General features: G+C 70.8%; 17 protein-coding genes and 4 pseudogenes. 6 read left to right on the top strand and 15 right to left on the bottom strand.

The genetic code is table 11. The annotated features are described in order from the left end of the window. Positions 1-4: 4 nt before the first annotated feature. From xdhC to OTB19_RS29975, 8 genes and pseudogenes are all read right to left on the bottom strand, one after another. The gene (xdhC, locus tag OTB19_RS30010) at positions 5-907 is read right to left on the bottom strand and encodes a xanthine dehydrogenase accessory protein XdhC (protein ID WP_420716944.1); all 903 of its coding nucleotides are present in this window, start codon (positions 905-907) and stop codon (positions 5-7) included. A 1-nt stretch (position 908) separates the two neighbouring features. Continuing rightward, positions 909-3,305 (bottom strand): xanthine dehydrogenase molybdopterin binding subunit, encoded by a 2,397-nt coding sequence (gene xdhB / locus OTB19_RS30005; protein WP_267801730.1) that lies wholly within the window; start codon positions 3,303-3,305, stop codon positions 909-911. Further along, positions 3,302-4,819: a xanthine dehydrogenase small subunit gene (locus OTB19_RS30000; RefSeq protein ID WP_267801729.1), complete on the bottom strand. Its 1,518-nt coding sequence runs from the start codon at positions 4,817-4,819 to the stop codon at positions 3,302-3,304. Before OTB19_RS30000 ends, xdhB begins: the two co-directional genes overlap by 4 nt. 586 nt (positions 4,820-5,405) lie before the next feature. Then, the gene (locus OTB19_RS29995; protein WP_267801727.1) at positions 5,406-6,197 is read right to left on the bottom strand and encodes an ABC transporter permease; all 792 of its coding nucleotides are present in this window, start codon (positions 6,195-6,197) and stop codon (positions 5,406-5,408) included. After that, a complete protein-coding gene (locus OTB19_RS29990) occupies positions 6,194-7,201 on the bottom strand; it encodes an ATP-binding cassette domain-containing protein (RefSeq protein ID WP_267801725.1) in 1,008 nt (335 codons plus the stop codon). The genes OTB19_RS29995 and OTB19_RS29990 overlap by 4 nt, the downstream gene beginning before the upstream one ends. Before the next feature lie 69 nt (positions 7,202-7,270). Further along, positions 7,271-8,116: a DUF4097 family beta strand repeat-containing protein gene (locus tag OTB19_RS29985; RefSeq protein ID WP_267801723.1), complete on the bottom strand. Its 846-nt coding sequence runs from the start codon at positions 8,114-8,116 to the stop codon at positions 7,271-7,273. 84 nt (positions 8,117-8,200) lie between these two features. Further along, on the bottom strand, positions 8,201-8,719 hold the full coding sequence (locus OTB19_RS29980) for a hypothetical protein (RefSeq protein WP_267801721.1): 519 nt from the start codon (positions 8,717-8,719) through the stop codon (positions 8,201-8,203). Between the two features lie 398 nt (positions 8,720-9,117). Further along, a pseudogene (locus OTB19_RS29975) lies at positions 9,118-9,438 on the bottom strand (short-chain fatty acyl-CoA regulator family protein); the annotation flags it as partial. A gap of 380 nt (positions 9,439-9,818) precedes the next feature. Here OTB19_RS29975 and OTB19_RS29970 point away from each other — a divergent pair. After that, entirely contained in the window at positions 9,819-11,696 is a 1,878-nt protein-coding gene (locus OTB19_RS29970; protein ID WP_267801719.1) for a PAS domain S-box protein, read from the top strand. Between the two features lie 41 nt (positions 11,697-11,737). Here the strand turns inward: OTB19_RS29970 and OTB19_RS29965 are convergent, their stop codons facing one another. The 5 genes from OTB19_RS29965 to OTB19_RS29950 all read right to left on the bottom strand — a co-directional run bounded on the left by OTB19_RS29965 (position 11,738) and on the right by OTB19_RS29950 (position 15,943). Then, a complete protein-coding gene (locus OTB19_RS29965; protein WP_267801717.1) occupies positions 11,738-12,310 on the bottom strand; it encodes a TetR/AcrR family transcriptional regulator in 573 nt (190 codons plus the stop codon). 158 nt (positions 12,311-12,468) lie between these two features. Beyond that, a complete protein-coding gene (locus tag OTB19_RS29960; RefSeq protein ID WP_267801715.1) occupies positions 12,469-13,584 on the bottom strand; it encodes an aliphatic sulfonate ABC transporter substrate-binding protein in 1,116 nt (371 codons plus the stop codon). A 352-nt stretch (positions 13,585-13,936) separates the two neighbouring features. Then, positions 13,937-14,008 carry a putative leader peptide gene (locus tag OTB19_RS43735; RefSeq protein WP_356883799.1) on the bottom strand — a complete coding sequence of 24 codons (72 nt, stop codon included), beginning with the start codon at positions 14,006-14,008 and terminating at the stop codon, positions 13,937-13,939. A 163-nt stretch (positions 14,009-14,171) separates the two neighbouring features. Beyond that, entirely contained in the window at positions 14,172-14,630 is a 459-nt protein-coding gene (locus OTB19_RS29955) for an RrF2 family transcriptional regulator (protein ID WP_267801713.1), read from the bottom strand. 116 nt (positions 14,631-14,746) lie between these two features. Then, entirely contained in the window at positions 14,747-15,943 is a 1,197-nt protein-coding gene (locus OTB19_RS29950; RefSeq protein WP_267801711.1) for an acyl-CoA dehydrogenase, read from the bottom strand. A gap of 951 nt (positions 15,944-16,894) precedes the next feature. Here OTB19_RS29950 and OTB19_RS29945 point away from each other — a divergent pair. The 3 genes and pseudogenes from OTB19_RS29945 to OTB19_RS29935 all read left to right on the top strand — a co-directional run. Then, positions 16,895-17,179: pseudogene (locus OTB19_RS29945) on the top strand (winged helix-turn-helix domain-containing protein); the annotation flags it as partial. A 211-nt stretch (positions 17,180-17,390) separates the two neighbouring features. Beyond that, a complete protein-coding gene (locus OTB19_RS29940) occupies positions 17,391-18,671 on the top strand; it encodes a peptide ligase PGM1-related protein (protein WP_267801709.1) in 1,281 nt (426 codons plus the stop codon). 168 nt (positions 18,672-18,839) lie between these two features. Further along, entirely contained in the window at positions 18,840-19,901 is a 1,062-nt protein-coding gene (locus OTB19_RS29935; RefSeq protein WP_267801708.1) for a fatty acid desaturase family protein, read from the top strand. Here OTB19_RS29935 and OTB19_RS43730 read toward each other — a convergent pair. Continuing rightward, positions 19,897-20,082: pseudogene (locus OTB19_RS43730) on the bottom strand (anti-anti-sigma factor); the annotation flags it as partial. The gene OTB19_RS29935 and the pseudogene OTB19_RS43730 sit on opposite strands and share 5 nt — an antisense overlap. 250 nt (positions 20,083-20,332) lie before the next feature. After that, a pseudogene (locus OTB19_RS29925) lies at positions 20,333-20,887 on the bottom strand (RsbRD N-terminal domain-containing protein); the annotation flags it as partial. A gap of 318 nt (positions 20,888-21,205) precedes the next feature. Here OTB19_RS29925 and OTB19_RS29920 point away from each other — a divergent pair. Then, positions 21,206-21,397, top strand: coding sequence for a hypothetical protein (locus OTB19_RS29920; RefSeq protein ID WP_267801707.1), 192 nt, complete (start codon positions 21,206-21,208; stop codon positions 21,395-21,397). Next, positions 21,394-21,660 (top strand): DUF4235 domain-containing protein, encoded by a 267-nt coding sequence (locus OTB19_RS29915; protein WP_267801706.1) that lies wholly within the window; start codon positions 21,394-21,396, stop codon positions 21,658-21,660. Before OTB19_RS29920 ends, OTB19_RS29915 begins: the two co-directional genes overlap by 4 nt. The last annotated feature ends 160 nt before the right edge of the window (positions 21,661-21,820 follow it).

The raw sequence follows: 21,820 nt of genomic DNA, 5'->3' as shown, positions 1-21,820 counted from the left end.
CCCCTCAGGCGCCGCCGGCGATCGCGTACGGCACCGCCGGCTCGCGGTCCTGTCCACGGTCCTGTTCACGGCGCGGGTCCCGGTCTTGCTCGCGCTCCCGTTCGCGTTCCTGTTCGAAGGCCCGGAGCAGGTCCGCCGCGACGCTCACCGCGATCGTCGCGGGTTCCTTGCCGGTGATCCCGGCGATCCCGATCGGGGTCTTGATCCGGTCGATGCCGGCGGCGTCGTGGCCGCCCTCGTTGGCCAGGCGCTGCCGGAACCGAGCCCATTTGGCGGACGAGCCGATCAGGCCGATCGAGCCGAGGCCGGCGGTGCGCAGGGCGGCGTCGCACAGCGCGGCGTCCTCGGCGTGATCGTGGGTCATGATCAGGACGTGGGTGCCGGCCGGCAACTCCGCGAGCACCTCCTCCGGAAGGAGCGGTGTGTGACGCACGTGGATCTGCGCCATCGCGTCGGCGAGCACGCCGAGCCGTTCGTCGGTGAGCATGTCGGGCCGGGTGTCGATCAGGTGCAGATCCAGGTTCTGCCGGGCCAGGATGCGGGCCAGCTCCAGTCCGACGTGCCCGACCCCGAAGACCGCCACCGCCCGGACCACCGGCAGCGGTTCGAGCAGCAGGGTGACCGCTCCGCCGCAGCACTGCACACCGTGCGGGCCGGTGACCTTGTCGTTGAGGGCGAACTCCATCATCTCGGGCTCCTGATCGGCCGTGCCGCACAGCTCGCGCGCCCGGTCGATGGCGACGGCCTCGATGTTGCCGCCCCCGATCGAACCCCACGTCTCGGTCCGTCCCACGACGAGTTTGGCACCGGCCCGGCGGGGCGCGTGGCCGCGCACGGTCGCGACGGTCACGAGCACCCCGGGTTCCCGGCGTGCCCGCAACCGCGCGACCGCGGCCACCCAGCTCATGTCAGGCATGGCTCAAAGTGCCGGCCTCGGAGGGGACTTCGTCGGCAGCCGGGTGACCGTCCCGCCGCGCGCCGCCCCCGCGGGCCGCCTCGATCGCCCAGTACACCGCCTCGGGCGTCGCGGGCGAGGCGAGCTCCACGCAGACCCCGGCGGGGCCGAACGCCGCGGCGGCCTGCCGCAACGCCTCCCGTACCGAGAAGGCCAGCATCAGCGGGGGCTCGCCCACCGCCTTGGACCCGTAGACCGCGCCCTCCTCGGTGGCGTTCTCCAGCAGCCTGACGTTGAACTCCTCGGGCATCTCCGAGAAGCTCGGCAGCTTGTAGGTGCTCGCCGCCTGGGTCAGCAGCCGGCCGCGGTTCGGCCCGTCACCGGTGTCCCACCTCATGTCCTCAAGCGTCAGCCAGCCCGCGCCCTGCACGAAACCGCCCTCGACCTGACCGATGTCGATCATCGGGGAGAGGCTGTCGCCGACATCGTGGACGATGTCCACGCGCCGGATCCGGTACCCGCCCGTGAAGCCGTCCACCTCCACCTCGGCAGCGGCGGCGCCGTAGGAGAAGTACTTGAACGGCGAGCCCTGGAACGCCTTCGCGTCCCAGTGCAGCCCCTCGGTCCGGTAGAACCCGGCCGCCGACAACTGGACCCGCTGGAAGTACGCGGTGCGCACCAGATCGTCCCAGGCCAGCCCCTTGTCGTTGCCGAGGGCGCGGGCGACGCCCTCGACGATCCGCACGTCTGAGGCGTTCGCGCCCAGTTGGGTGCCGGCGACCTGAAGCAGCCGCTCCCGGATCTGCTCGCAGGCGTTCTTCACCGCCGCACCGTTGAGGTCCGCCCCGGCACTGGCGGCCGTGGCGGAGGTGTTGGGCACCTTGTCGGTGCGCGTCGGCGCCAGCCGGACCTTGTGCAGGGGAATGCCCAGCGTGGTCGCGGCGACCTGCAACATCTTGGTGTGCAGGCCCTGCCCCATCTCGGTCCCGCCGTGGTTGATCAGGACCGAGCCGTCCTTGTAGATCAACACCAGGGCGCCGGCCTGGTTGAAGGCCGTGAGGTTGAACGAGATCCCGAACTTGATCCCGGTGATCGCGAGCGCCCGCTTGGTGTGCGGGTGCGCGGCGTTGAACGCCTCGATCTCCCGCTCGCGACGGGCGATCTCGGCGTCGGCCTTGACCTGCTGCCAGATGATCGAGATGCGTTCGGGGTGGGGGACGGGCTGCCCGTACGGCGTCGAATGGCCCTGCCGGTAGAAGTTGCGTTCCCGCAACTCCATCGGATCCAGGCCGAGCAGCGGCGCGCACCGGCCCATGATGTCCTCGATCACCAGCATGCCCTGCGGTCCGCCGAAGCCGCGGAAGGCCGTGTTCGAGACCTTGTTGGTCTTGGCGATGCGACCGGCGACGCGTGCGTGGGGAATCCAGTAGGTGTTGTCGATGTGGCACAGGGCGCGGGCCACGACCGGCTCGGACAGGTCCAGGCTCCAGCCGCCGTCCGCGGTCAGGGTCGCGTCCAGGGCCTGGATGCGACCCTCGGCGTCGAAGCCGATCTTCCACTCGGCGTGGAACCCGTGGCGCTTGCCGGACATGGTCAGGTCCTGGGTCCGGTTGAGCCGCACCCGCACCGGGCGACCGGTCAGCAGGGCGCCGAGCGCGGCGACCGCCGCGAAGCCGTGCGGCTGCATCTCCTTGCCGCCGAAGCCGCCACCCATCCGCAGGCACTGCACGGTCACCTCGTGGCTGTGCAGGCCGAGCACGTGCGCGACGATCTCCTGCGTCTCCGAGGGGTGTTGGGTGCTGCTCTGGACGAACATCTGCCCGTTCTCGTCGACATGGGCCAGCGCCGCGTGCGTCTCCAGATAGAAGTGTTCCTGATCGGAGAACTGGAACTCCCCGGTGAACACGTGGGCGGAGTCGGCGAAACCCGCGTCGACGTCCCCGGTCAGCATCACGGGCCGGGCGCCGTGGAAGCTCTTCGCCTCGATCGCGTCCCGCAGCGAGATCACGGAGGGCTTCTCGTCGAGTTCCACCTCGACGGCCGCGGCACCGAGCCGGGCCGCCTCCACGGTCTCACCGAGCACCCAGGCCACCGCGTGGCCGTGGAACATGACCTCGTCGGGGAAGAGCGGCTCGTCGTGCTTCATTCCGGCGTCGTTGACGCCGGGCACGTCGGCGACGGTCAGCACGCGGACCACACCGGGCACGGCGAGCGCGGGCTCGGTGCGCAGCGCGATGATCCTGCCGTGGGCCTTCATGACCTGGACGGGGTAGGCGTGCAGGACGTCCTTGGTGCGATGGATCAGGTCGTCGGTGTAGAGCGCGGCTCCCGTGACGTGCAGGTTGGCGCTCTCGTGCGGCATGGAAACGCCGACGACGGACTTCTCGGGACGCTCGGACAACTGGCTCATGACGACACCGCCTCGGTGGTTCGCGCGTACAGCTTCAGCAGACTCTGGCCGAGCATCGCGGAGCGGTAGCCGGCGCTGGCCCGGTGATCGTCCATCGGGGTGCCCTGGGCGCGCAGCACCCGGGACGCGGCCTCGACGGTCTCCGCCACCCACGGCTTGCCCTCCAGGGCCGCCTCGGTGGCCAATGCGCGGATCGGGGTGGCGGCCACGCCGCCCAGGCCGATGCGCGCCTTGCGGACGATCCCGCCCTCGATGTCGAGCGCGAAGGCGACCGCCACGCTGGAGATGTCGTCGAAGCGCCGCTTGGCGATCTTGTGGAAGGCCGTGACCCGTGACAGTGGCAGCGGAATGCGGACCGCGCGGATCAGCTCGTCGGGACGGCGCACGCTCTGCCGGTAGCCGGTGAAGTAGTCGGCGAGGGGGACCTCGCGCTCACCGTCGACGCCGGCCAGCACCAGCGATGCCTCCAGCGCGAGCAGGACGGGCGGGCTGTCACCGATGGGGGAGCCGGTACCCAGATTGCCGCCGAGGGTCGCACTGTTGCGGATGAGCCGGGACGCGAACTGCGGGAACAGCTCCGCCAGCAGCGGGACGCTGCCGTCGAGGCGCCGTTCGATCTCGGTGAGCGTCTGCGCCGCCCCGATCTCGACATGGTCGGATTCGACGCGCAGGTCACGCAGTTCGGGCAGCCGATCGACGGCGAGCACGCAATTCGCGCGCCGGGAATGGATGTTGACCTCCACGCCCCAGTCGGTGCTTCCGGCGACGACCACGGCCTCGGGCCGCTCGCGCAGCAGCCGCAGCGCTTCGGGGAGGGTGCTCGGTCGCAGGAACACGCTGTCGCCGTGCGCGTACGCGGTGGCGACCGGTTCGGGCGGGGACTGCTCGCGACGTTGCGCCAACACGTCGTCCTCGGCGGGCGATCCGACGGCGAACGCGGCATCGCGGATCGGGCGGTAGCCGGTGCAGCGGCACAGGTTCCCGCTCAGCGCGTGCAGATCGAAGCCGTTCGGACCGTGCTCCGGGTCGGTTTCGCCGCCCGAGCCCGAGCCCGAGCCCGAGCCCGCGTCCGTGTCCGCGTCCGCGTTCGTGTCGGAGTGGCTGTGTGCGCAGCGGTCGGGGCGGTAGTACTCGGAGGCCATGCTGCAGATGAACCCCGGTGTGCAGTAACCGCATTGCGAGCCGCCGCGGACGGCCATCTCCTCCTGTACGGGGTGCAGCGCGGCCGGTGTGCCGGGGGCGCCGGCCGTGGCGAGGCCCTCGGAGGTGACGACCTCCTGGCCGTCGAGCGCCGCTACCGGGACCAGGCAGGCGTTGACCGCCACCCAGTCCGTGGGCTTGCTCACCCCGGGCCGGGCCACGAGGACCGAACAGGCCCCGCATTCACCCTCGGCGCAGCCCTCCTTGGTGCCGGTGAGGCCGCGTTCGCGCAGGAAGTCCAGCACCGTGGTGTGGGGTGCGGACGGTGCGATGGTTGCTTCGTTTCCGTTGACCGTGATGCGCGCCGCTACCATGGCACGTCCTCGTTTCGGGGCACGGTCGATCTGATGGACCTGGTCGCCATGTGGGGTGCTTTCTCGTTCAGTGGCGCGGCTCGATGACCCGGAGCGCGACGCGTCGGCACGCAGCGTGGTGCCGTGAGTGGTGAAGGGGGAGGTACCGGGGCCACGATCGGGCACGCCGGGAAGGGGGCTGCTCGGCAGCCGTGTGCCGCGTCAGCAGCCGTGTGCCACGCGACCCGGAGCCCAGGCGATCTGGTGAGCGAGGCGAAGTATCGCGGAGATGGTCGACATCCGGCTTCGCCTCCTTCCAGTGGCTCGTGAGCGGGTGCGGTCGAAGTTACGTTGCGCAGGTTCACCGGTCAAGCCCGATCCGGGTTGATCGTACGAAGGTCGGCCACGTGGCGGGGGAGGTCCTCGTACGCGACTCCAGTCGTGTCCACCGTCGTCAGGGAGAGCCGGTGGGTTCGGGCCCCGGGCCTCGACGACGGCGGGGCGGCGTACGCCGACGGGGTGTCGGGGTACGCCGCCCTCGGGGCGGGACGAGTCGCCTGGACGTCGCGGGATGCGGTGCGGGACCCGGCCGGCGCCGACGTGGCGGCTACTTCGGGTCGCGGTTGAACTTCGAGGTCGCCCAGAAGTAGCCGAGCACCGTGAGCCCCAGGCACCAGGCGACCGCGAGCCACCCGTTGTGGCCGATCTCGCTGCCCAGCAGCAGCCCGCGCAGGGTCTCGATGGCGGGAGTGAAGGGCTGGTACCGGGCGACCGGTTGGAACCAGCCGGGCATGGAGTCGACCGGCACGAACGCGCTGGACAGGAGCGGCAGCAGGATCATCGGCAGCGCGTTGTTGCTGGCCGCCTCGGCGTTCGGGCTGATGAGGCCCATGCCGACCGCGATCCAGGTGAGCGCCGTGGCGAAGAGTACGAGCAGCCCGAACGCCGCCAGCCACTCCAGGGCCGTGGCGTCGGTGGAGCGGAAGCCGATGGCCACGGCGACGGCGCCGACGAGGATCACGCCGGCGATCGACTGCAGGACGCTGCCGACGACGTGCCCGATGATCACGGAGCCGCGGTGGATCGACATCGTGCGGAAGCGGGCGATGATTCCCTCGGTCATGTCGGTGGAGACGGACACGGCCGTCCCGACGACGGTGCCGCCGATGGTCATCAGCAGGATGCCCGGGACGATGTAGGCGATGTACGCGGAGCGGTCGGCGCCGCCGCCGCCGATGCCCGCGCTCATCACGTCGCCGAAGAGGTAGACGAAGAGCAGCAGGAGCATGACCGGGGTGAGCAGCAGGTTCAGGGTGAGCGACGGGTAGCGCCGGGCGTGCAGCAGGTTGCGGCGCAGCATGGTGTGGGAGTCGCGGAAGGCGAGGGAGAGGGCGCTCATCGGACGTTCTCCTTGGACTGGTGGGGGACGGTGGTGCCGTCGGTCAGGGCGAAGAATACGTCGTCGAGGTCGGGGGTGTGCACGGTCAGTTCGTCGGCGTCGATGCCTGCGGAGTCCAACAGGTCGAGGATGGCGCGCAGTTCGCGTTGGCTGCCGTCGCTGGGGATCTGCAGGGCGAGTGCCTCGTCGTCCCTGGTCGCCTCGTGGAGGGCGGAGGTGGCGGACCGGTAGGCGGCCGGGTCGGAGAAGCGCAGGCGGACGTGGCCGCCGGGGACGAGCCGCTTCAACTCGGCGGCAGTGCCTTCGGCGGCGATCCTGCCGTCGTTGAGGACGGCGATGCGGTCGGCGAGTTGGTCGGCCTCCTCCAGGTACTGGGTGGTGAGGAAGACGGTGACGCCGCCCGTGACGAGGTCGCGGATGATGTTCCACATGTTGTGGCGGCTGCGCGGGTCGAGGCCGGTGGTGGGTTCGTCGAGGAAGATGATCCGCGGGTTGCCGACGAGGGTCATGGCGAGGTCGAGTCGGCGTTTCATGCCGCCGGAGTAGGTGGAGGCGGGCTTCTTCGCCGCCTCGGTGAGGTCGAACCGCTCCAGCAGTTCGGCGGCGACGCGGCGTCCCTCGCGCTGGGGCAGGTGGTGGAGGTCCGCCATGAGGAGCATGTTCTCCTCGCCGGTGATCAGGCCGTCGACGGCGGAGAACTGTCCGGTGACGCCGATCGCGGCGCGCACGGCCTGCGGGTCGGTGGTCAGGTCGTGGCCGCCGACCCGGGCCTGACCACCGTCTGCGGCGATGAGGGTGGAGAGGATCTGCACGGTGGTGGTCTTGCCGGCGCCGTTCGGCCCGAGCAGCGCGAACACGGACCCGGCCGGGATGCGCAGGTCGATGCCGTCGAGCACGATCTTGTCGCCGTACGACTTGCGCAGACCGACGGCGGAGACGGCGGCGGGCGACGGGGCGTCGCCACCCCGCTCAGGAGTGAGCATGGGCATGTCAGACGAAGGCATGGGGTCCTCCCCTTCGAAGGCGGTGAAGTGGCTTGCTGAAGCGCTGAGTCGAGCTCGGGACCGCCGGGGTCAGGCCTTGGCGCGGCGGACGTCGATGTTGCCGTGCCGGGTGCGGGCGTGGACCTTGACGGTGTCCTCGGTGCTTTCCGGGGCCTGCGACGCGGTGAGGGTGTTGCGCACCTGCCCGGAGCCCGAGTTGACGTCGAGCCAGGCGGCCGTGCCCTCGCGGACGCCGACCTCGATGGCGCCGTACGAGGTCTCCAACTGGGCTGTTCCACGGGCTACTTCGCCCACGCGCAGGGTGCCGTGCGCGGTCTTGGCGGTGACCGAGCCCTCGGCGCGCCGGATCTCGATGTCACCGTTCGAACCGCTCACCCGCAGGTCACCGGTCGCGACGCCGATGGTCGTGGTGCCGTGCGAGTTCTTCAGGACGGCCGGGCCGTCGACGGTACCGACGCGCAGGCTGCCGGAACTGGTCGTGATCTCGGCCATGCCCTCGACCCGGTCCACGGTGATTGAGCCGTGCGACGCGGTGAGCTGCAACGGACCGGTCGTGTCGAGGCGGACGTCACCGGACGAGGTCTTCACCCGCACCTCACCGAGCCGGCCCTCACCGAGCACCTGCGCCCAGGCGCCCGTCATGTCGACGCCCGAACCCGCGGGCAGTTCGACCGTCACGTCGACGGTGCCGGTCCGTCCCACGAGGTAGCGCTGCTTGGGGGTCCTGACGGTCAGTACACCGCTCGCGTAGGTGACCTCGGTCTGGTCGGCCGCCCGTACGTCCTGGTCCTTCTTCGGGTCGCGGGGTCGCACCTCGACGACGGTGTCGAGACGGTCGCCCGCGGTGAACTGGATGGAACCGGCCTCCACGCGGGCGGTGACCGAGATCGCTTCGGGAGTGTCGAAAGAAGGCATGGCTGTCCCGTCCTCTTGGGTCTTCAGGGCGTCCCCGCTGGTGGGACGTGGTGTGCGGTGAGGTGGTCCGGACCGGGATGTCGGCTAGCGCACCCAGCCCGTGAAGCTCTGTCCGATGGTCTGGGATTTCTCCGGCGTACGGGGCAGGGCGCCGCCGTCCACGGCGGCCGACACCACCCGGACCAGCCACGCGTTGACCGACAGGCCCTCGCGGCTCGCGGACTCCTCCGCACGGGCCTTGAGGTGGGCCGGCAGGCGCAGGTTGACGCGGGCGGTGGCGCCCTCGTCGCCGTCTTCGGGAGCCGGTGCCCGGAGCGGCTCCACGGGTGCGACCGCCTCCGCGGAGCCGATGCCGTAAGCGGGCGGCGGTGTCACCACGAAGTCGGGGTCGAGCCCGCGCAGCCGTACGTCGACCGAGCCGGGGGCGAGCTCGCGGGTGATCTCGTCCGCCGCGGCGGAGAGCACGTTGAGCATCGTCAGCCGGGCCGCCGACTCCAGGGGAGCGGTGAGCCTCTCTGCCAGCTCGCGGGCTTCGTCGCCGCCGGCCTCGGCGGCCACCGCGAGTTCGCGGCGGAGGTTGTCGACATACGGAGTGAGGTCCATGACGCCATCATGGCACCGTCATGGCGCCACTTGCAACCCTCTTGGCGCCTTCGGTGGCTGTGTTGCCCAGCGTAAGTGCTCTGACCTGGGTAAACGTCAGGGCAATGAGCTGAGCCACCATGGCGTCACCTGCTCCCGCAGGGGGTGGGAGTGCCATGTGGTGCCCCATGGCACCACACCTGTCGTCAGGGAGCCCGTCGCCCCGGGGGACGCGCTCTCGGCCGCCCGCGCGGGACGGTCGAAACGGATCGGGGCCTGGAAACGGGCCTTGCGGGCGCCGCGGCGGAAGACCGTCAGGACGGCCGGGCCGGCGAGGCAGACGCACCAAGAGGTGGGCGACCTCCTCGAACGAGCAGCGTGCGGCGAGGTCCTGGACCGGATGCCCGGGAGCCCCGCCGTCAGCCGCGGGCGGACGGGGGCGCGCCCGTGACCGGGTAGGGGATGAAGGTGCTGCTGTTCTCGTCGACGGCCAGGTGCCGGCCCAGCGGCGGCACGGCACGCTGGGGGCAGTCGAGGCGTTCGCAGAGGCGGCAGCCCATGCCGATGGGCGTGGCGGCGGCCGCGTTGTCGAGGTCCAGGCCGTCGGCGTACACCAGGCGGGAGGCGTGCCGGATCTCGCAACCGAGGCCGATGGCGAAGGTCTTGCCGGGATCGCCCCAGCCGCCGCGGTGACGGGTGGCGGCCCGGGCGGTCCACAGATGACGCTGACCGAGGGGGAGACACGGGCCTCGGCGACCTGCTGGGCGAGGGCCTCGCGCAGATCGGCCACCAGGCGGGTGGTGTCGCGTTCGGAGAAGGCGCGGATGCGCCCCACACGGTTGCAGGTCAGCGCCGGATTCCCACCGGCTTCCCCCAGGTCATACGGCGATTCAGTTGTCACCCGGTCCGACCGGGCAGACGAATCGTACGGTCGCCCCGCCCTCCTGACCAGTGGTCACCGAACGGGTCCTTTCACGGATGCCCGGGCCGACCACCCCGACCGGCGCTCACACCCGGTCAATTGTGCGTGTGTTCCGGTCAACCCGCGCAGTGACGGTGGAATGCGTGGTCGGATGTTCGTTTCGGTGGTGTTCGGTGTTCGGCGAGTGCGAGGCGCAACATGACGACGACGACCGAAGAGCCGTTCCGGGCCCTCCTGGAGGCGGCACCCGACGCGATGGTGATCGTGGACGACGCCGGAATGATCCGGCTGGTGAACGCGCAGACGGAAGCGCTGTTCGGCTACCCCCGGCACGAGCTGCTCGGCCGGCCCATCGACATGCTGGTGCCCGAACGCTACAGGGGACACCATCCGCGGCACCGGCTCGGATACGCGGCCAGCCGCCAGGTACGCCCCATGGGCGCGGGTCTGGAGCTGTACGGACTGCGCAGGGACGGGCGCGAGTTCCCCGTCGAGATCAGCCTCAGCCCGCTACAGACCACCGACGGCCTGCTCATCTCGGCGGCCGTGCGCGACGTCAGCGAACGCAGGGCCGCCGAAGAGCTGTTCCGGGCCCTCCTGGAGGCCGCCCCCGACGCGATGGTGATCGTCGACGACCGCGGCACGATCCAACTCGTCAACGCCCAGACCGAGGCGCTCTTCGGCCACACCAGGGCCGACCTCCTGGGCCGCCCCGTCGAGGTGCTCGTACCCGAGCGCTTCCGGGGGCACCACTCCGACTTCCGGCAGGGCTACTTCGTCAACCGCCAGGTCAGACCCATGGGCGCCGGCCTGGAGCTGTACGGCCTGTGCAGGGACGGACGCGAGTTCCCCGTCGAGATCAGCCTGAGTCCCCTGGAGACCCCGAACGGCACCCTCGTGTCGGCGGCCATCCGCGACGTCAGCGACCGCAAGGCCGCCGAGGAGAAACTCGCCGAACTCTACGAACAGCAACGCCACGTGGCCCTCACTCTGCAACGCAGCCTCATGGGTTCGCCCGCCGACGTACCGGGCATGCCGACGGCGAGCCGGTACTTCCCGGCGCGCCAGGGCGCGGGCGTGGGCGGCGACTGGTTCGACCTGATCCCCCTGGGTGGCGGCCGCGTGGGCGTCATGATCGGCGACGTGATGGGGCGCGGGCTCGAAGCCGCGGCCGTCATGGGGCAGTTGCGCTCCGCGTCACACGCGCTGGCGAAGACCGGGATGCCGCCCTGGCAGTTGATGCGCGCCCTCGACGCGGTGGTGAGCGAACTTCCGGACCAGTTCGTCACCTGCTGCTACCTGGTCGTCGACGCGGACGCGGCGGAACTGACCGTGTGCTCGGCCGGGCACCTGCCCCTGCTCCTGGCCGCGCCGGACGGCCGGGTGACCCGGCTCGCCGCGGAGGTCAGCGTGCCGCTCGGGGTCGGCGAGGTCCCGCACCACGAGAGCCGCCACACCGTGGAACCCGGCTCGGTACTCGCCCTCTACACCGACGGGCTCGTCGAGACGCCGGGCAGCGACATCGAGGAACAACTCGACTGTCTGGCCACGGCTTTGGCCAAGGCGTTCGCCGACACCGACGATCTCGAAACGATGGCCGACTCCCTCCTGGGCGAGATGCTGCCGGACGCCGACGACAACGCGGACGACGTCACCCTGCTCCTCGTGCACATCCCCGACCTGCCGGTGACCTCGCAGAGCGTGGTACTGGCCGCGCAGCCGAGCAGCGTCGGCGAAGGGCGGCGCTTCCTGCGGTCCACCCTCGTCCGATGGGGGAACGTGGACGACCAACTCTGCGACACCGCCTGCCTGCTCGCGTCCGAGCTGCTCTCCAACGCGGTGAACCACAGTTGTGGCCCGGTCCGACTGAGACTGCGACATGCGGGACGGGAACTCAGCGTCGAGGTGTGCGACGGCAGCCCCGTCCTTCCGCAGGCCCGGTTCGCTTCGCCGGACGCGGAATCCGGACGGGGCCTGCTCCTCGTGGACTCCCTCGCCGAGTCCTGGGGCACGCTCCCGACAGCCGAGGGAAAGGCCGTCTGGTTCTCCTTGCCCCTCCCGGGCCCGCGTCGCTGAACGCACGCCGCCCTTCGGGTCCACGACGCGAGGGGCACGGCCTACGGGGTCTGCGGCGGGGTGAACTTCGTGAGGACCAGCAGGGCGTCGACGAGGTCGGCCGCCGGGGCGCCGGTGGCCAGGCGGCGCAACTGCTGCCCGAAGACCAGGGCGACGGCCACGCCCGCCAGGCGTTCGGGGTCCGGCACGCCGAGGTGGGTCAGGATCCGGGCGGCCAGGAGGTCGTAGGCGGCGAAGCACTCGGCCGCCGCGGCCCGCAGCCGTTCGTCGCGGCCCGCCTGTACGTACAGCTCGAAGGGCGCGATGTGGCGGCTGTCGAAGGCGTTGCCGCCCGCGACCTGTGCGACCACCTCGGCCGCTTGCCCGATGTCGAACCGCTCGTCGGAGCACGAGTCGGCGAGTTCGGTGAAATGCCGGGTCTCCTCGGCCACGAAGTGCAGCAGGCTTTCGCGCAACAGCTCGTGCTGGGTGGCGAAATGGTAGGTGACCGAACCGAGGGAGACACCCGCCTCCTTGGCGATCCGCCGGTTGGTGAGGGCCGCGATGCCGTCCTGCCCGATGATCCGCAGTACGGCGTCGATGATGCTCTGGCGGGTGTCGGAAGCACGGGGCATGTCGACATTCTGCCCCATCGCGCGACACGGAGGCCCGGGCGGCGATCCGGGCGGCGATCCGTGGAACCGGGGCGATGCGAAGGACGTGTCCGTGAGGCCCTGACCGAACGGTCAGGGGTCGACCACGTCCTCCCCTCGCCCTCTTCGCCCCTGCGGGGTTACTTGGCGCCGAGGCCGGCGTCGGAGACCTCGGGCTTGCCGGCGGCTTTGAGGACCTTGTTGAGGATCTTGAGGTTGTAGATGCCGTTGAGGTCGGGTTCCTGGATGAGCTTGGCCTTGACGGCCCAGTCGGATTCGGTCTTGAGGGTGCTCGCGAGGGGGTCGTCGGTGACGAGGATGCCGGGCCAGGCGGGGTCGATGACCTTGGGGTCGAGTGCCTTGCCGCCGAGGGTTTTCAGGGCGGCGTTGGCGGAGGCCTTGGCCTTGTCGGGGTTGGCGTTGATCCAGTCGTTGGTCTTGACGGTGCCGCTCAGGACGGCTTCGACGACGTCGGGGTGTTCCTTGAGGAACTTCTGGGACACGATGACGTGGGTGATGACGAACTTCTTGTCGGGCCAGAGTTCGGTTTCGTCGAGGAGGACCTTGGCGCCTTCGGAGACGAGTTTGGAGGCGGTGGGTTCGGGGACCCAGGCGCCGTCGATGGAGCCTTGCTTGTAGGCGTCGGGGGTGACCTTGTTGTCGGTGCGGACGACGGAGACGTCGCCCTTGCCGGATTCGGGGTCGACGTTCCAGCCCTTGGTGCCGATCCAGTTGAGGAAGGCGACGTCCTGGGTGTTGCCCTTTTGGGGGGTGGCGATCTTCTTGCCCTTGAGGTCGTCGAGGGTTTTGATCTTGTCGGGGTTGACGACGAGCTTGACGCCGCCGGAGGCGGAGCCGGAGATGATGCGCAGGTTGGTGCTCTTGGACTTGACGTAGCCGTTGATGGAGGGGGAGGGGCCGACGAAGCCGATGTCGAGGGAGCCGCCGTTGAGGGCCTCGATTTCGGAGGGGCCGGCGTTGAAGGTCTGCGGCTTGAGGGTGGTGGCGCCGAGTTCCTTGGCGATGAGGCCTTCCTGGATGCCGACCAGGGCGGTGGCGTGGGTCAGGTTGGGGAAGTAGCCGATGCGGACCTCGGGGGCGGAGAGCTTCTTGCCCTCGGCGCCGGCGGGTGCGGGCTTGTCGGCGGACTTGTCCTTCTCGGCATCGGAGCCGTAACCGCAGGAGGCGAGCAGCAGCGGAAGCGCGGCGGCGACGGCGAGGGCACGCAGGGCGGTGAGCGGTCTTGCAGCAGACACGGAAGTGTCCTTTCACAGGATCGAGTTCAGGGAGCAACGGCGGTACGGAACTGCGGCGGTACGAACTGCGGCGGTACGGAAGTGCGGGGGGACCGGGACGGGCGACGCGACACCGTCGGCACGCACGGCGTCGCACCGCTCCCGGCCTCGGAGGCGGGTCGCGGTCAGGGATCGGGCAACGGACGGGTGCGGGATGCCCCGGGAGCGGATGTGCGTCCCACGTGTCGCACACGGGGGGGCGAGAGCGCCCGGGCGGTGAGGCCGGCCGAGGGGCCCGTGCGGCCGATCACGAGCGGAACCGCACGTCCGGCGGCGCGCTGATCCGCACGGGGGGTCGGGCCCGCGGGAGGTGTCAGGCGGGTTGACAGATGGCGCTGGAGGTACGGACCAGGTCGATGTGTCGACGGGAGGTCAGAGGAGGCATCCGGCGTGCGTGATGCGGTGTTCGCACGGCCACCTCCCTCGTTTCCTGGTTTTCCCACCTGGTTGGTAGGCATATTGGCAGACGGCAACACCCGCCCCAAGAGGTTGACCGCATGCTGGACGCCGGAATCTCGCGATGCGAGAAAGCGCAGGTGGAGCGAGGGTCAGGGATTGGTCCAGGCCTCGGGGGTGCCGGCCAGCGCGGATACGTCGGCGGGCAGTTGGGACGATGCGACGTCCGCGAGCGACACACCGTCGAGGACCTCGCGCACGTTGGCCCGCAGTGCGATCCACAGGGGGAGGAGCGCCTCGGCCGGTCCGGTGTAGGACAGGTCCGGCGGGCGGACCCCGCGCACCGAGACGAGCGGGCCGTCCACGACGCGAATGACGTCGGCGATGCTGATGGACTCGGCCGGCTTGGCCAGGCGGTATCCGCCGTTGCCGCCGCGCCGGCTGAGCACGAGGCCGCCCCGGCGCATGTCGTTCAGGATGCCTTCGAGGAATTTGTGCGGGATGTCCTGGGCTTCGGCGATCGCCTCGGCCTTCAGTGGCCCGTCGTCCTGTGAGCCGGCGAGCTGGAGTGCGGCACGTACCGCGTAGTCCGCCCTGGCTGAGATCCGCATACCGGCATTATCCCGTACACCGCCGATCGACGTTCCCGGCCGATGCCCGGGGCGACGTCCCGGAACGCGTGTCCACGTCGGGTCGTGGTGGACACGCGTCCTGTGGGTGCCCGCCGTCAGTGGAAGGTCGCCGCCACCGCGCGGTGGGAACCGTTGAGGTAGTGCTCCCCGATGGAGCGCAGACGGTGCGCGGCAGGGTGGTGGGCGGTCAGGACGCGCGCGTTGCGCCAGAAGCGGTCCAGACCGGGGGCGTCCGCCAGTTCCAGCACCCGCGTGGTGATGTGCAGGGCGGCCTTGGACGTCACCGTCTCGGCCGTGGCGACCAGGGCCGCGACACCCGCGGCCTCCTCGTCGTCGAGCCGCGCGCCCGCGTCGAGGGCCTGCGCCATCACCTCCGTCGCCCGGTCGACCACGGCGGTGGCGGTCTGGGCCGCGGAGGCGAGTTCCCCATAAGTCAGGAAGAGATCCGGGTCCGTACCGGGGAGCCGGTGCGCACGGCCGCCCCTGCTGAGGTCGCGTGCCTCGCCGAGAGCGCCCTCGACGATGCCCAGGCCGACGTGGCACAGGGCGAGCCGGAGCGCCGGCTCGGCGAGCGCGGTGAAGGGTGCGGTCGCCTCCTCGTCGTCCGGCCGGCGGCCCAGCACCTGCCCGGGCGGGATGGTGACGCGGTCGAGGATGATCTCGCCCGCGCCGACGACGCGCTGCCCGAGGCGGTCGTGGGCGGGTTCGACGGTCGCGCCCCGTGCGCCGGGCGGGATCAGCACGGTCAGGACGTCACCGGTCACGGCGCAGCGGGCGTCGACCACGATCTGGTCGGCGACGGCGGCCGCCGTGTCCACGAACCGGCACCCGTTCAGGACGTGGCCGTTGTCGCGCGGCCTCAGTGTGAGGTCCTCTCCGTCGGTGTCGTCGTCGGGCGCGATGCCGCGGAACGCGCCCGACCACAGCCACTGCGCCCGCACCGACTCCTCTTCGAGGGCGTCCGCGTGGTGTTGACTCGCGTGGAAGCGTCCGCTCCACGCGTGGACGTAGTGACGGGCGAGCACCTCCCCGACGGAGCTGTCCGCCGAGGCGATCCTCCGGATGACGGCGCATCCTGTACGCCAGTCGCTCCCGCGCTCAGGCGTCGGCGGGGTGAGGGCCGCGAGCAGGCCGGCCTCGCGCAGTCGGGCCACCTCGTCGGTCGGCGGCCTGCCCGCATGGTCGCGGGCGATGGCATCCGCGGCGAGGTCGTCCGCCACGTCGCGGGTGGTGCGCAGGAGTACGCGGCGCCGCTCGGCGGCGGTTGTGCGGTCGAGGGTGCTCGGCGTCATCGGCACGGGCGTCACCGACAGGCCCGGGCGCCGCCGCGTGGCGCTGGGCGGACGGCGGTGCCATGGGGGATGGCAGGGGTCATGTCGGCTACTCCGGGGCGTTGTCGGGTGGCGTCGGCCGGTGGGGAAGGAAGGGGTGAGGGAGAGAGATGAGGAGGCGCGCGAGGGGTGGGGCGCGGGTGGGAGCCGGTCGAGACCAGGCGGGGCGGCCTGCGGTGCGGTCGCGGCCCCGGCCTTGCGGGGGTCGCCCGCGGCGGCTGGTCAGGAGTGGGGTGTCGAGCCCGGCGAGTATGGGCGACACCGGCGTATGGACGAGCGACACGTCACCGAGATCCCCACCTTTCCCATCGGATTGCTAGGGATACTCGCCCGAAGTGGCCTTCCAGGCAAGGCGTGACCGAATGGCGGACAGCCCGGTCTCGGAATGGAAGACGCTGTCGGCGGCGTCGCGTCGGGGGCCGGTCGGGCCGGGTGAGTCCGGGTGGGTCCGGCGTCCGCACCGCTCCGGCGGCCGGATCGGCTTTCCCTATGTATTCAGTAGGAAAATATTGACGCGCGCCCGTCGAGCACCTCAGGATGTGGCCATGCCCCCGTCGCAGCCGTTGCTCGTACGCCGCAGGCACGTTGACTTCCGCCTCGTCGCCGGCGCGGCCTGCCGACCCTTCTAGGGCTTTCCGCCAGGGCACTTCATGTGACGCGCGCCGATGACGCGGCCGCCTCGCTCTCGCCCCACGCACGCCTTCCTCCGCATCCGGTGGCCGACTCCGGCCCACCGTCGCTCCGGGGTCGCCCGGTGTGTGGCGCGCCGACTCTCGCGGTCGAACCGACCGCAGACGTCCCCTTGCCCTGACGTGGCCGAACTCCCGGTATCCGTACCCCACTCCGAGCAGCCGAAGGGGCTCACCATGGTCGGAACCGACGCCCCGTCACGAACGGGTTCACACCGACGGCGCCCTCCGGATCGACCGGGCGCGTCGACTGGTCGAGGTCGACGGGCGCGAACTGGACCTGACGTACCAGGAGTTCGACCTCCTGACCCACCTGGTGACCCACCCGCACACGGTGCACACGCGCGATGCCCTCCTTTCGGGCATCTGGGGCTACGGGCGCATCGGCGACGGCCGTACCGTCGACGTCCACATCGCCCGACTGCGCGGCAAACTCGGCCCCGCCCACCGGGACCGCATCTCCACCGTGCGCCGCGTGGGCTACAGGTACGTGCCGGCCCAGCGGTAGGGCGGGCCCACGGCGCCGCCACCGGGGGTGGACGCCCGCCCGGGATCTTGCTCGCGCTCGTCGACCCCGTACGGACGCGCGGGATGAGCGAGGCCCGGTGGAGGCGCCCTCCGTTGCCCCCGGCCGTGGGGCGCGAGGGTGACGGGGCATGGTCACGTGTCTCGGAGCCGCCCGTGCGGGTAGCAGTGAGGCAGGCGACAGAGGAGCAGCGATGAGTGAGACGGGTCCGTTCGTCGTTTTCGCGAACTTCCTCTCGGATCTGGCGGTGGATCTCGGGGAGGGGCAGGTGCTCACGCAGTGGGCACAGCAGGCGCCGCGGAAGGCGTGGCTGCTGCGGCCCGGGGACGTACTGGTCACCCCGGTCCCCCTGAGTCGGGAGTTCCTGCGGTACGTGTGCGATCTGACGGGGGTGCCCCCGGAGACGGTCACGGTCGTCGAGGTGCCTGCGTCCGGCCCCGTGCCCCTGGCGCGGGCGGTGCGCGAAGCCGGGCTCGCCGAGCACGTCCGGGCTCTCGCCGGTGACCGCGGGGCGGCGCTGCTGCCGACGGCGCTCGACGGGTCGGCGATCGCGTTCGCCCGGGACCTCGGCCTCGCGGTGCACCCCTACCCGACGGTCGACGCCGCGGCGGCCGCACTGAAGACGACCATGCTGCTCAACACGAAGGCGGGCTTCCGCGAGGCGGCCGAGCACCTCGGGATGCGGCTGCCGGCGGGGCGGGTGTGCCGGCGCCACGAGACGGAGGGCGTGGCCCGCGAGCTCTTGGAGAGCCACGAACGTGTCGTGGTCAAGCCCGACCGGTCCGCGGGAGGTCACGGGCTGAGGTTCGTCTCCCGCGCGGACCTGCGGGGCGGGGCGGCCCTGGAGCTGGACACCGTCGGCGGTCCCGAGGGCACGTGGGTCGTGGAGGAGTGCCTCGACGTGGTCGAGTCGGTGAGCATCCAGCTGGAGACCACCGCATCCGGGACACAGGCCCTGTTCAGCGGTGCGATGCGGACCGCCGACGGATCCTTCACGGGCTACCTCTCCCCGTTGCCGCCGTCCTCGGCGCACTCGGCCGAAGAGCTGGAGAAGTGGGGGACGGCCCTGGGCCGCCATCTGGCCGACCACGGCTACGCCGGACCGTTCGGAGTCGATGCCCTGGTGAACGCGGACGGGGAGGCGTACGCGAGCGAGAGCAACATCCGCCGTACGGCCACCACCACCCCGCACGCCATGGTCACCCGCCTGACGGCGGCATCGCCCGTCACCCGTCCGGCCTGGTCGGTGGCCACCGGGCGGACGCGGCGCCCCCTCGGCTTCGACGGAGCCCTCGACCGGCTGCGGGAACACCGACTCGCCTTCGACCCGGCGAGCGGCGAGGGCGTGGTCCTCTACGCGGACGCTCCGCCCGACGGCCGCTCCTGGCGGTACGCGGTGATCGCCGGGAGCGTCGGGGACGTGACGGAACGGGAAGCCGCGCTGGCCGACGCCCTCGACTTCGAGGGCCGCTGACCCCCTCCATTCCCCGGGAGACCCCCCGGGGAATGCAGGGGGATCCCGGGCGTCGCTTTCCGTGCGGGAAACCGCACGTCAACCCCGGGAATGCGGGTAGGCGCAGTGGTCAGAGCCGCCGGTGCGCCGGTTTCGGCACCGACGGACAACGGAAAGTGACTTGTGATCATGAATTCGCATCAGACGGTGCGTCCTCCGCCCGCGCCGGGGGCGCCCGCACCCGGAGAGACGGGGAGCGACTTCGCCCGGCTCTCCCGAAAGATCCAGGCCGCCGGACTGATGGCCCGACGACCCGGCTACTACACACTCCGCATCGCCACGGTGACCGGCCTCTACGGCTTGGGATGGGTGGCGTTCGTGTGGATCGGCGACAGTTGGTGGACACTCGCCGTCGCCGCCTTCCTCGCCTTCGTGTTCGGGCAGGTCGCCCTCCTGGCGCACGACGTCGCCCACCGGCAGGTCTTCCGCCTGCGCAAGGCCGGTGAACTGTCCGGGCGCCTCGCCGGGAACCTCGGTATCGGCATGGGGTACGGCTGGTGGCAGGACAAGCACACCCGGCACCACGCCAACCCGAACCACGAGGACCTCGACCCCGATCTCGATCCGGACATCCTCGTCTGGACACCGGACCAGGCGCGCGCATCGAAGGGACTGCCGCGGCTCCTGGGCCGCTCCCAGGCTTTCCTGTTCTTCCCGCTGCTCACGCTGGAAGGGTTCAACCTGCACGTGTCCGGCCTCCGGTCGCTCGCCGACAAGTCCCTCAGGAACCGGGCCTGGGAGGGCGCCCTCCTCATCGGCCACATCGCGGCCTATCTCGGCGCACTGTTCCTGGTGCTTCCGCCCGGCAAGGCGATCGTGTTCCTGCTCGTCCACCAGTGCCTCTTCGGCGTCTACCTCGGTTCCATCTTCGCCCCGAACCACAAGGGGATGCCGACCCTGCGGGGGATGGACCGGCCCGACTTCCTGCGCCGCCAGGTGTTGACCTCGCGCGACGTGCGCGGCGGCCTGTTCACCGACATCGTCCTCGGCGGCCTGAACTACCAGATCGAGCACCACCTCTTCCCCAGCATGCCCAGCCCGCACCTGCGCAGGGCCCAGGCCATCGTGCGCAGCCACTGCCAGGAACTCGGTGTCGGCTACCTGGAGACCGGCCTGATCGAGTCCTACCGGCAGACCCTGGCCAGCCTCCACCGCGCGGGCGCCCCGATCCGGGAGGCCCGCGCCGCCTGACCACATGCCCCTCGACGATCTCCACGGCGGTGATGTCGATGACCACCCCGTGCGCGCCGGACTCCACCACCGCGGCGGCGAGATCGTCCTGAAGCAGCATCACCGCCTGGTCGTCCAGATCGGTCTGGATGGACACCAACAGCACTTGTCCGATCCGCAGGACCGGAACCTGCTCGCTCACCGGCCACCGGCCCGCGGCGCCGTACGCGAGAAGGAGACGCCGGAGCGGCGCAGCGCGTGCCGCAGGGCGTCGGCGAGGGTGGCCTTGGTGACGATGTCACCGAAGTCGATGCCCAGGGCCCCGATCGTCTGCGCGATCCGGCTCCAGCGCTTCCTTGAGCGCGAACACGCCGACGGCGGTCTCGGTGGGACTGAACCCCTGCCGGGGCCCGGGTCCGCGACAACTCCGTGAGCAGGGCGCGGACCTCACCGAAGGCCTCGCCGCGCCCGTCCAGACTGCCGCTGCCCAGCGCGGCCACCAGCGCGGCGTACAGCTCCTGGAGTTCGCGCTGGACCTCCGCGCGACTCACCCGCCCACCCAGCGAATTGGTTACCTTGTCCGCCCACTCGGCGCCGAGGTTCTCACCCCGGACGGACAACAGGCCGATCAAACGATCCGAAACGTTCTCATCAGCGCGGCGCACATCATTTGTAGGGAGACCAGACGGTCCCCTCCGGAACTCCAGGCCATCACGCGAGGTGTCCGACACCGGCCAATTCCGGCTGCCCGCAAGCTTTTGGACGTGACCTGATTCACCGACGCCGCAAGGGCTTCTCGTGCATGGAAGCCCTGGTACGGGGAACCGGAAATGCCCCGGACGAGGAACCCGAGACCGTCCGCCAGACACCCGCTCCCCCCGGGAAACGAAAATCTGCGGCAGCCGTATCCGGATCCGCCCCGGACCGATGATTTCGGGCCGAGAGTGAGGGGCGCGACCCACGCTCACCTCGTCTTCGTCACCGTCCGTGTCCGCAAAGAGTCCCATTCGCCACCGGGTTGATTCGATTCCCGGGTCGGATTCTCCGCCCCCGGGTGGATGCCCGGTCGTTTGTCGGGTAGGCGCGTCATCACGACGATGGGTGCTTCCTTCGAGAAAAGACCGCCGACAGGAAAAGCCGCCGCTGTGTGTTCTTCCCGCTCCGGCTGTCAATTCCCCGGCTGATCGCCACCGGAAGGGCGTGGCGGATCGCAGGATCCGGCCCCCGTTCCCGAGTAGACCATCGCCCTGCTCGACCATCGACGGAGTGTCGACCATCGACAGAGTCAAGGCCGATCCGGCCGAGATCAAGGAGAAGGTCCACCGATGACGAACGACCGCCGAACCGATTTCGGCACCCCCACACCGGCGACGCCCCGCGGGCAGTCCGAGCGCACGCCCGCGGCGCCCGCCGACCCGACGACGTCACTGCTCGCAGTCGGAGGGATGGCCCCGATGGCCCTCCTGCTCATGCGCCACGGCCGGGGGCACCGCCGTGACCGGGGGCACCTGCGATGAAGGCGGCCACCCTCGCCTACAAGCCGGTCGGGCTGGCCCTGGGCGCCGCCGGCGGCATGATCGCGGGCGCCGTGTTCCGGCAGATCTGGAAGCTCGTCGAAGGCGAGGGAGACGCCCCCGACGCCACGGACGAGGACCGGACCTGGCGGCAGATCCTCATCGCCGCCGCCATCCAGGGTGCGATCTTCGCCGTGGTCAAGGCCGCGGTCGACCGCTCGGGCGCCGTGGCCGCCCGGCGTTTCACGGGCACTTGGCCGGGCTGAGCGCGGCGGCGCCGAGGAACGGCGCCCGATGGTTCGTAACTGTTTAGGGGTTTCCGCTGGTTGTGGGCAGCATCCATGGCCGTCCGGCGAAGAGGTCGCGTAGGGCGGTGAGGGGGTTGATGCCGTGTTTGCGGACGGTGGAGATGTAGGAGCGGATCCG

This window comes from Streptomyces sp. H27-H5 (assembly GCF_026627505.1).
GTDB lineage: Bacteria > Actinomycetota > Actinomycetes > Streptomycetales > Streptomycetaceae > Streptomyces.
Note: the sequence above shows the minus strand (reverse complement) of the source record. Positions and strands in the feature narration are given on the sequence as shown.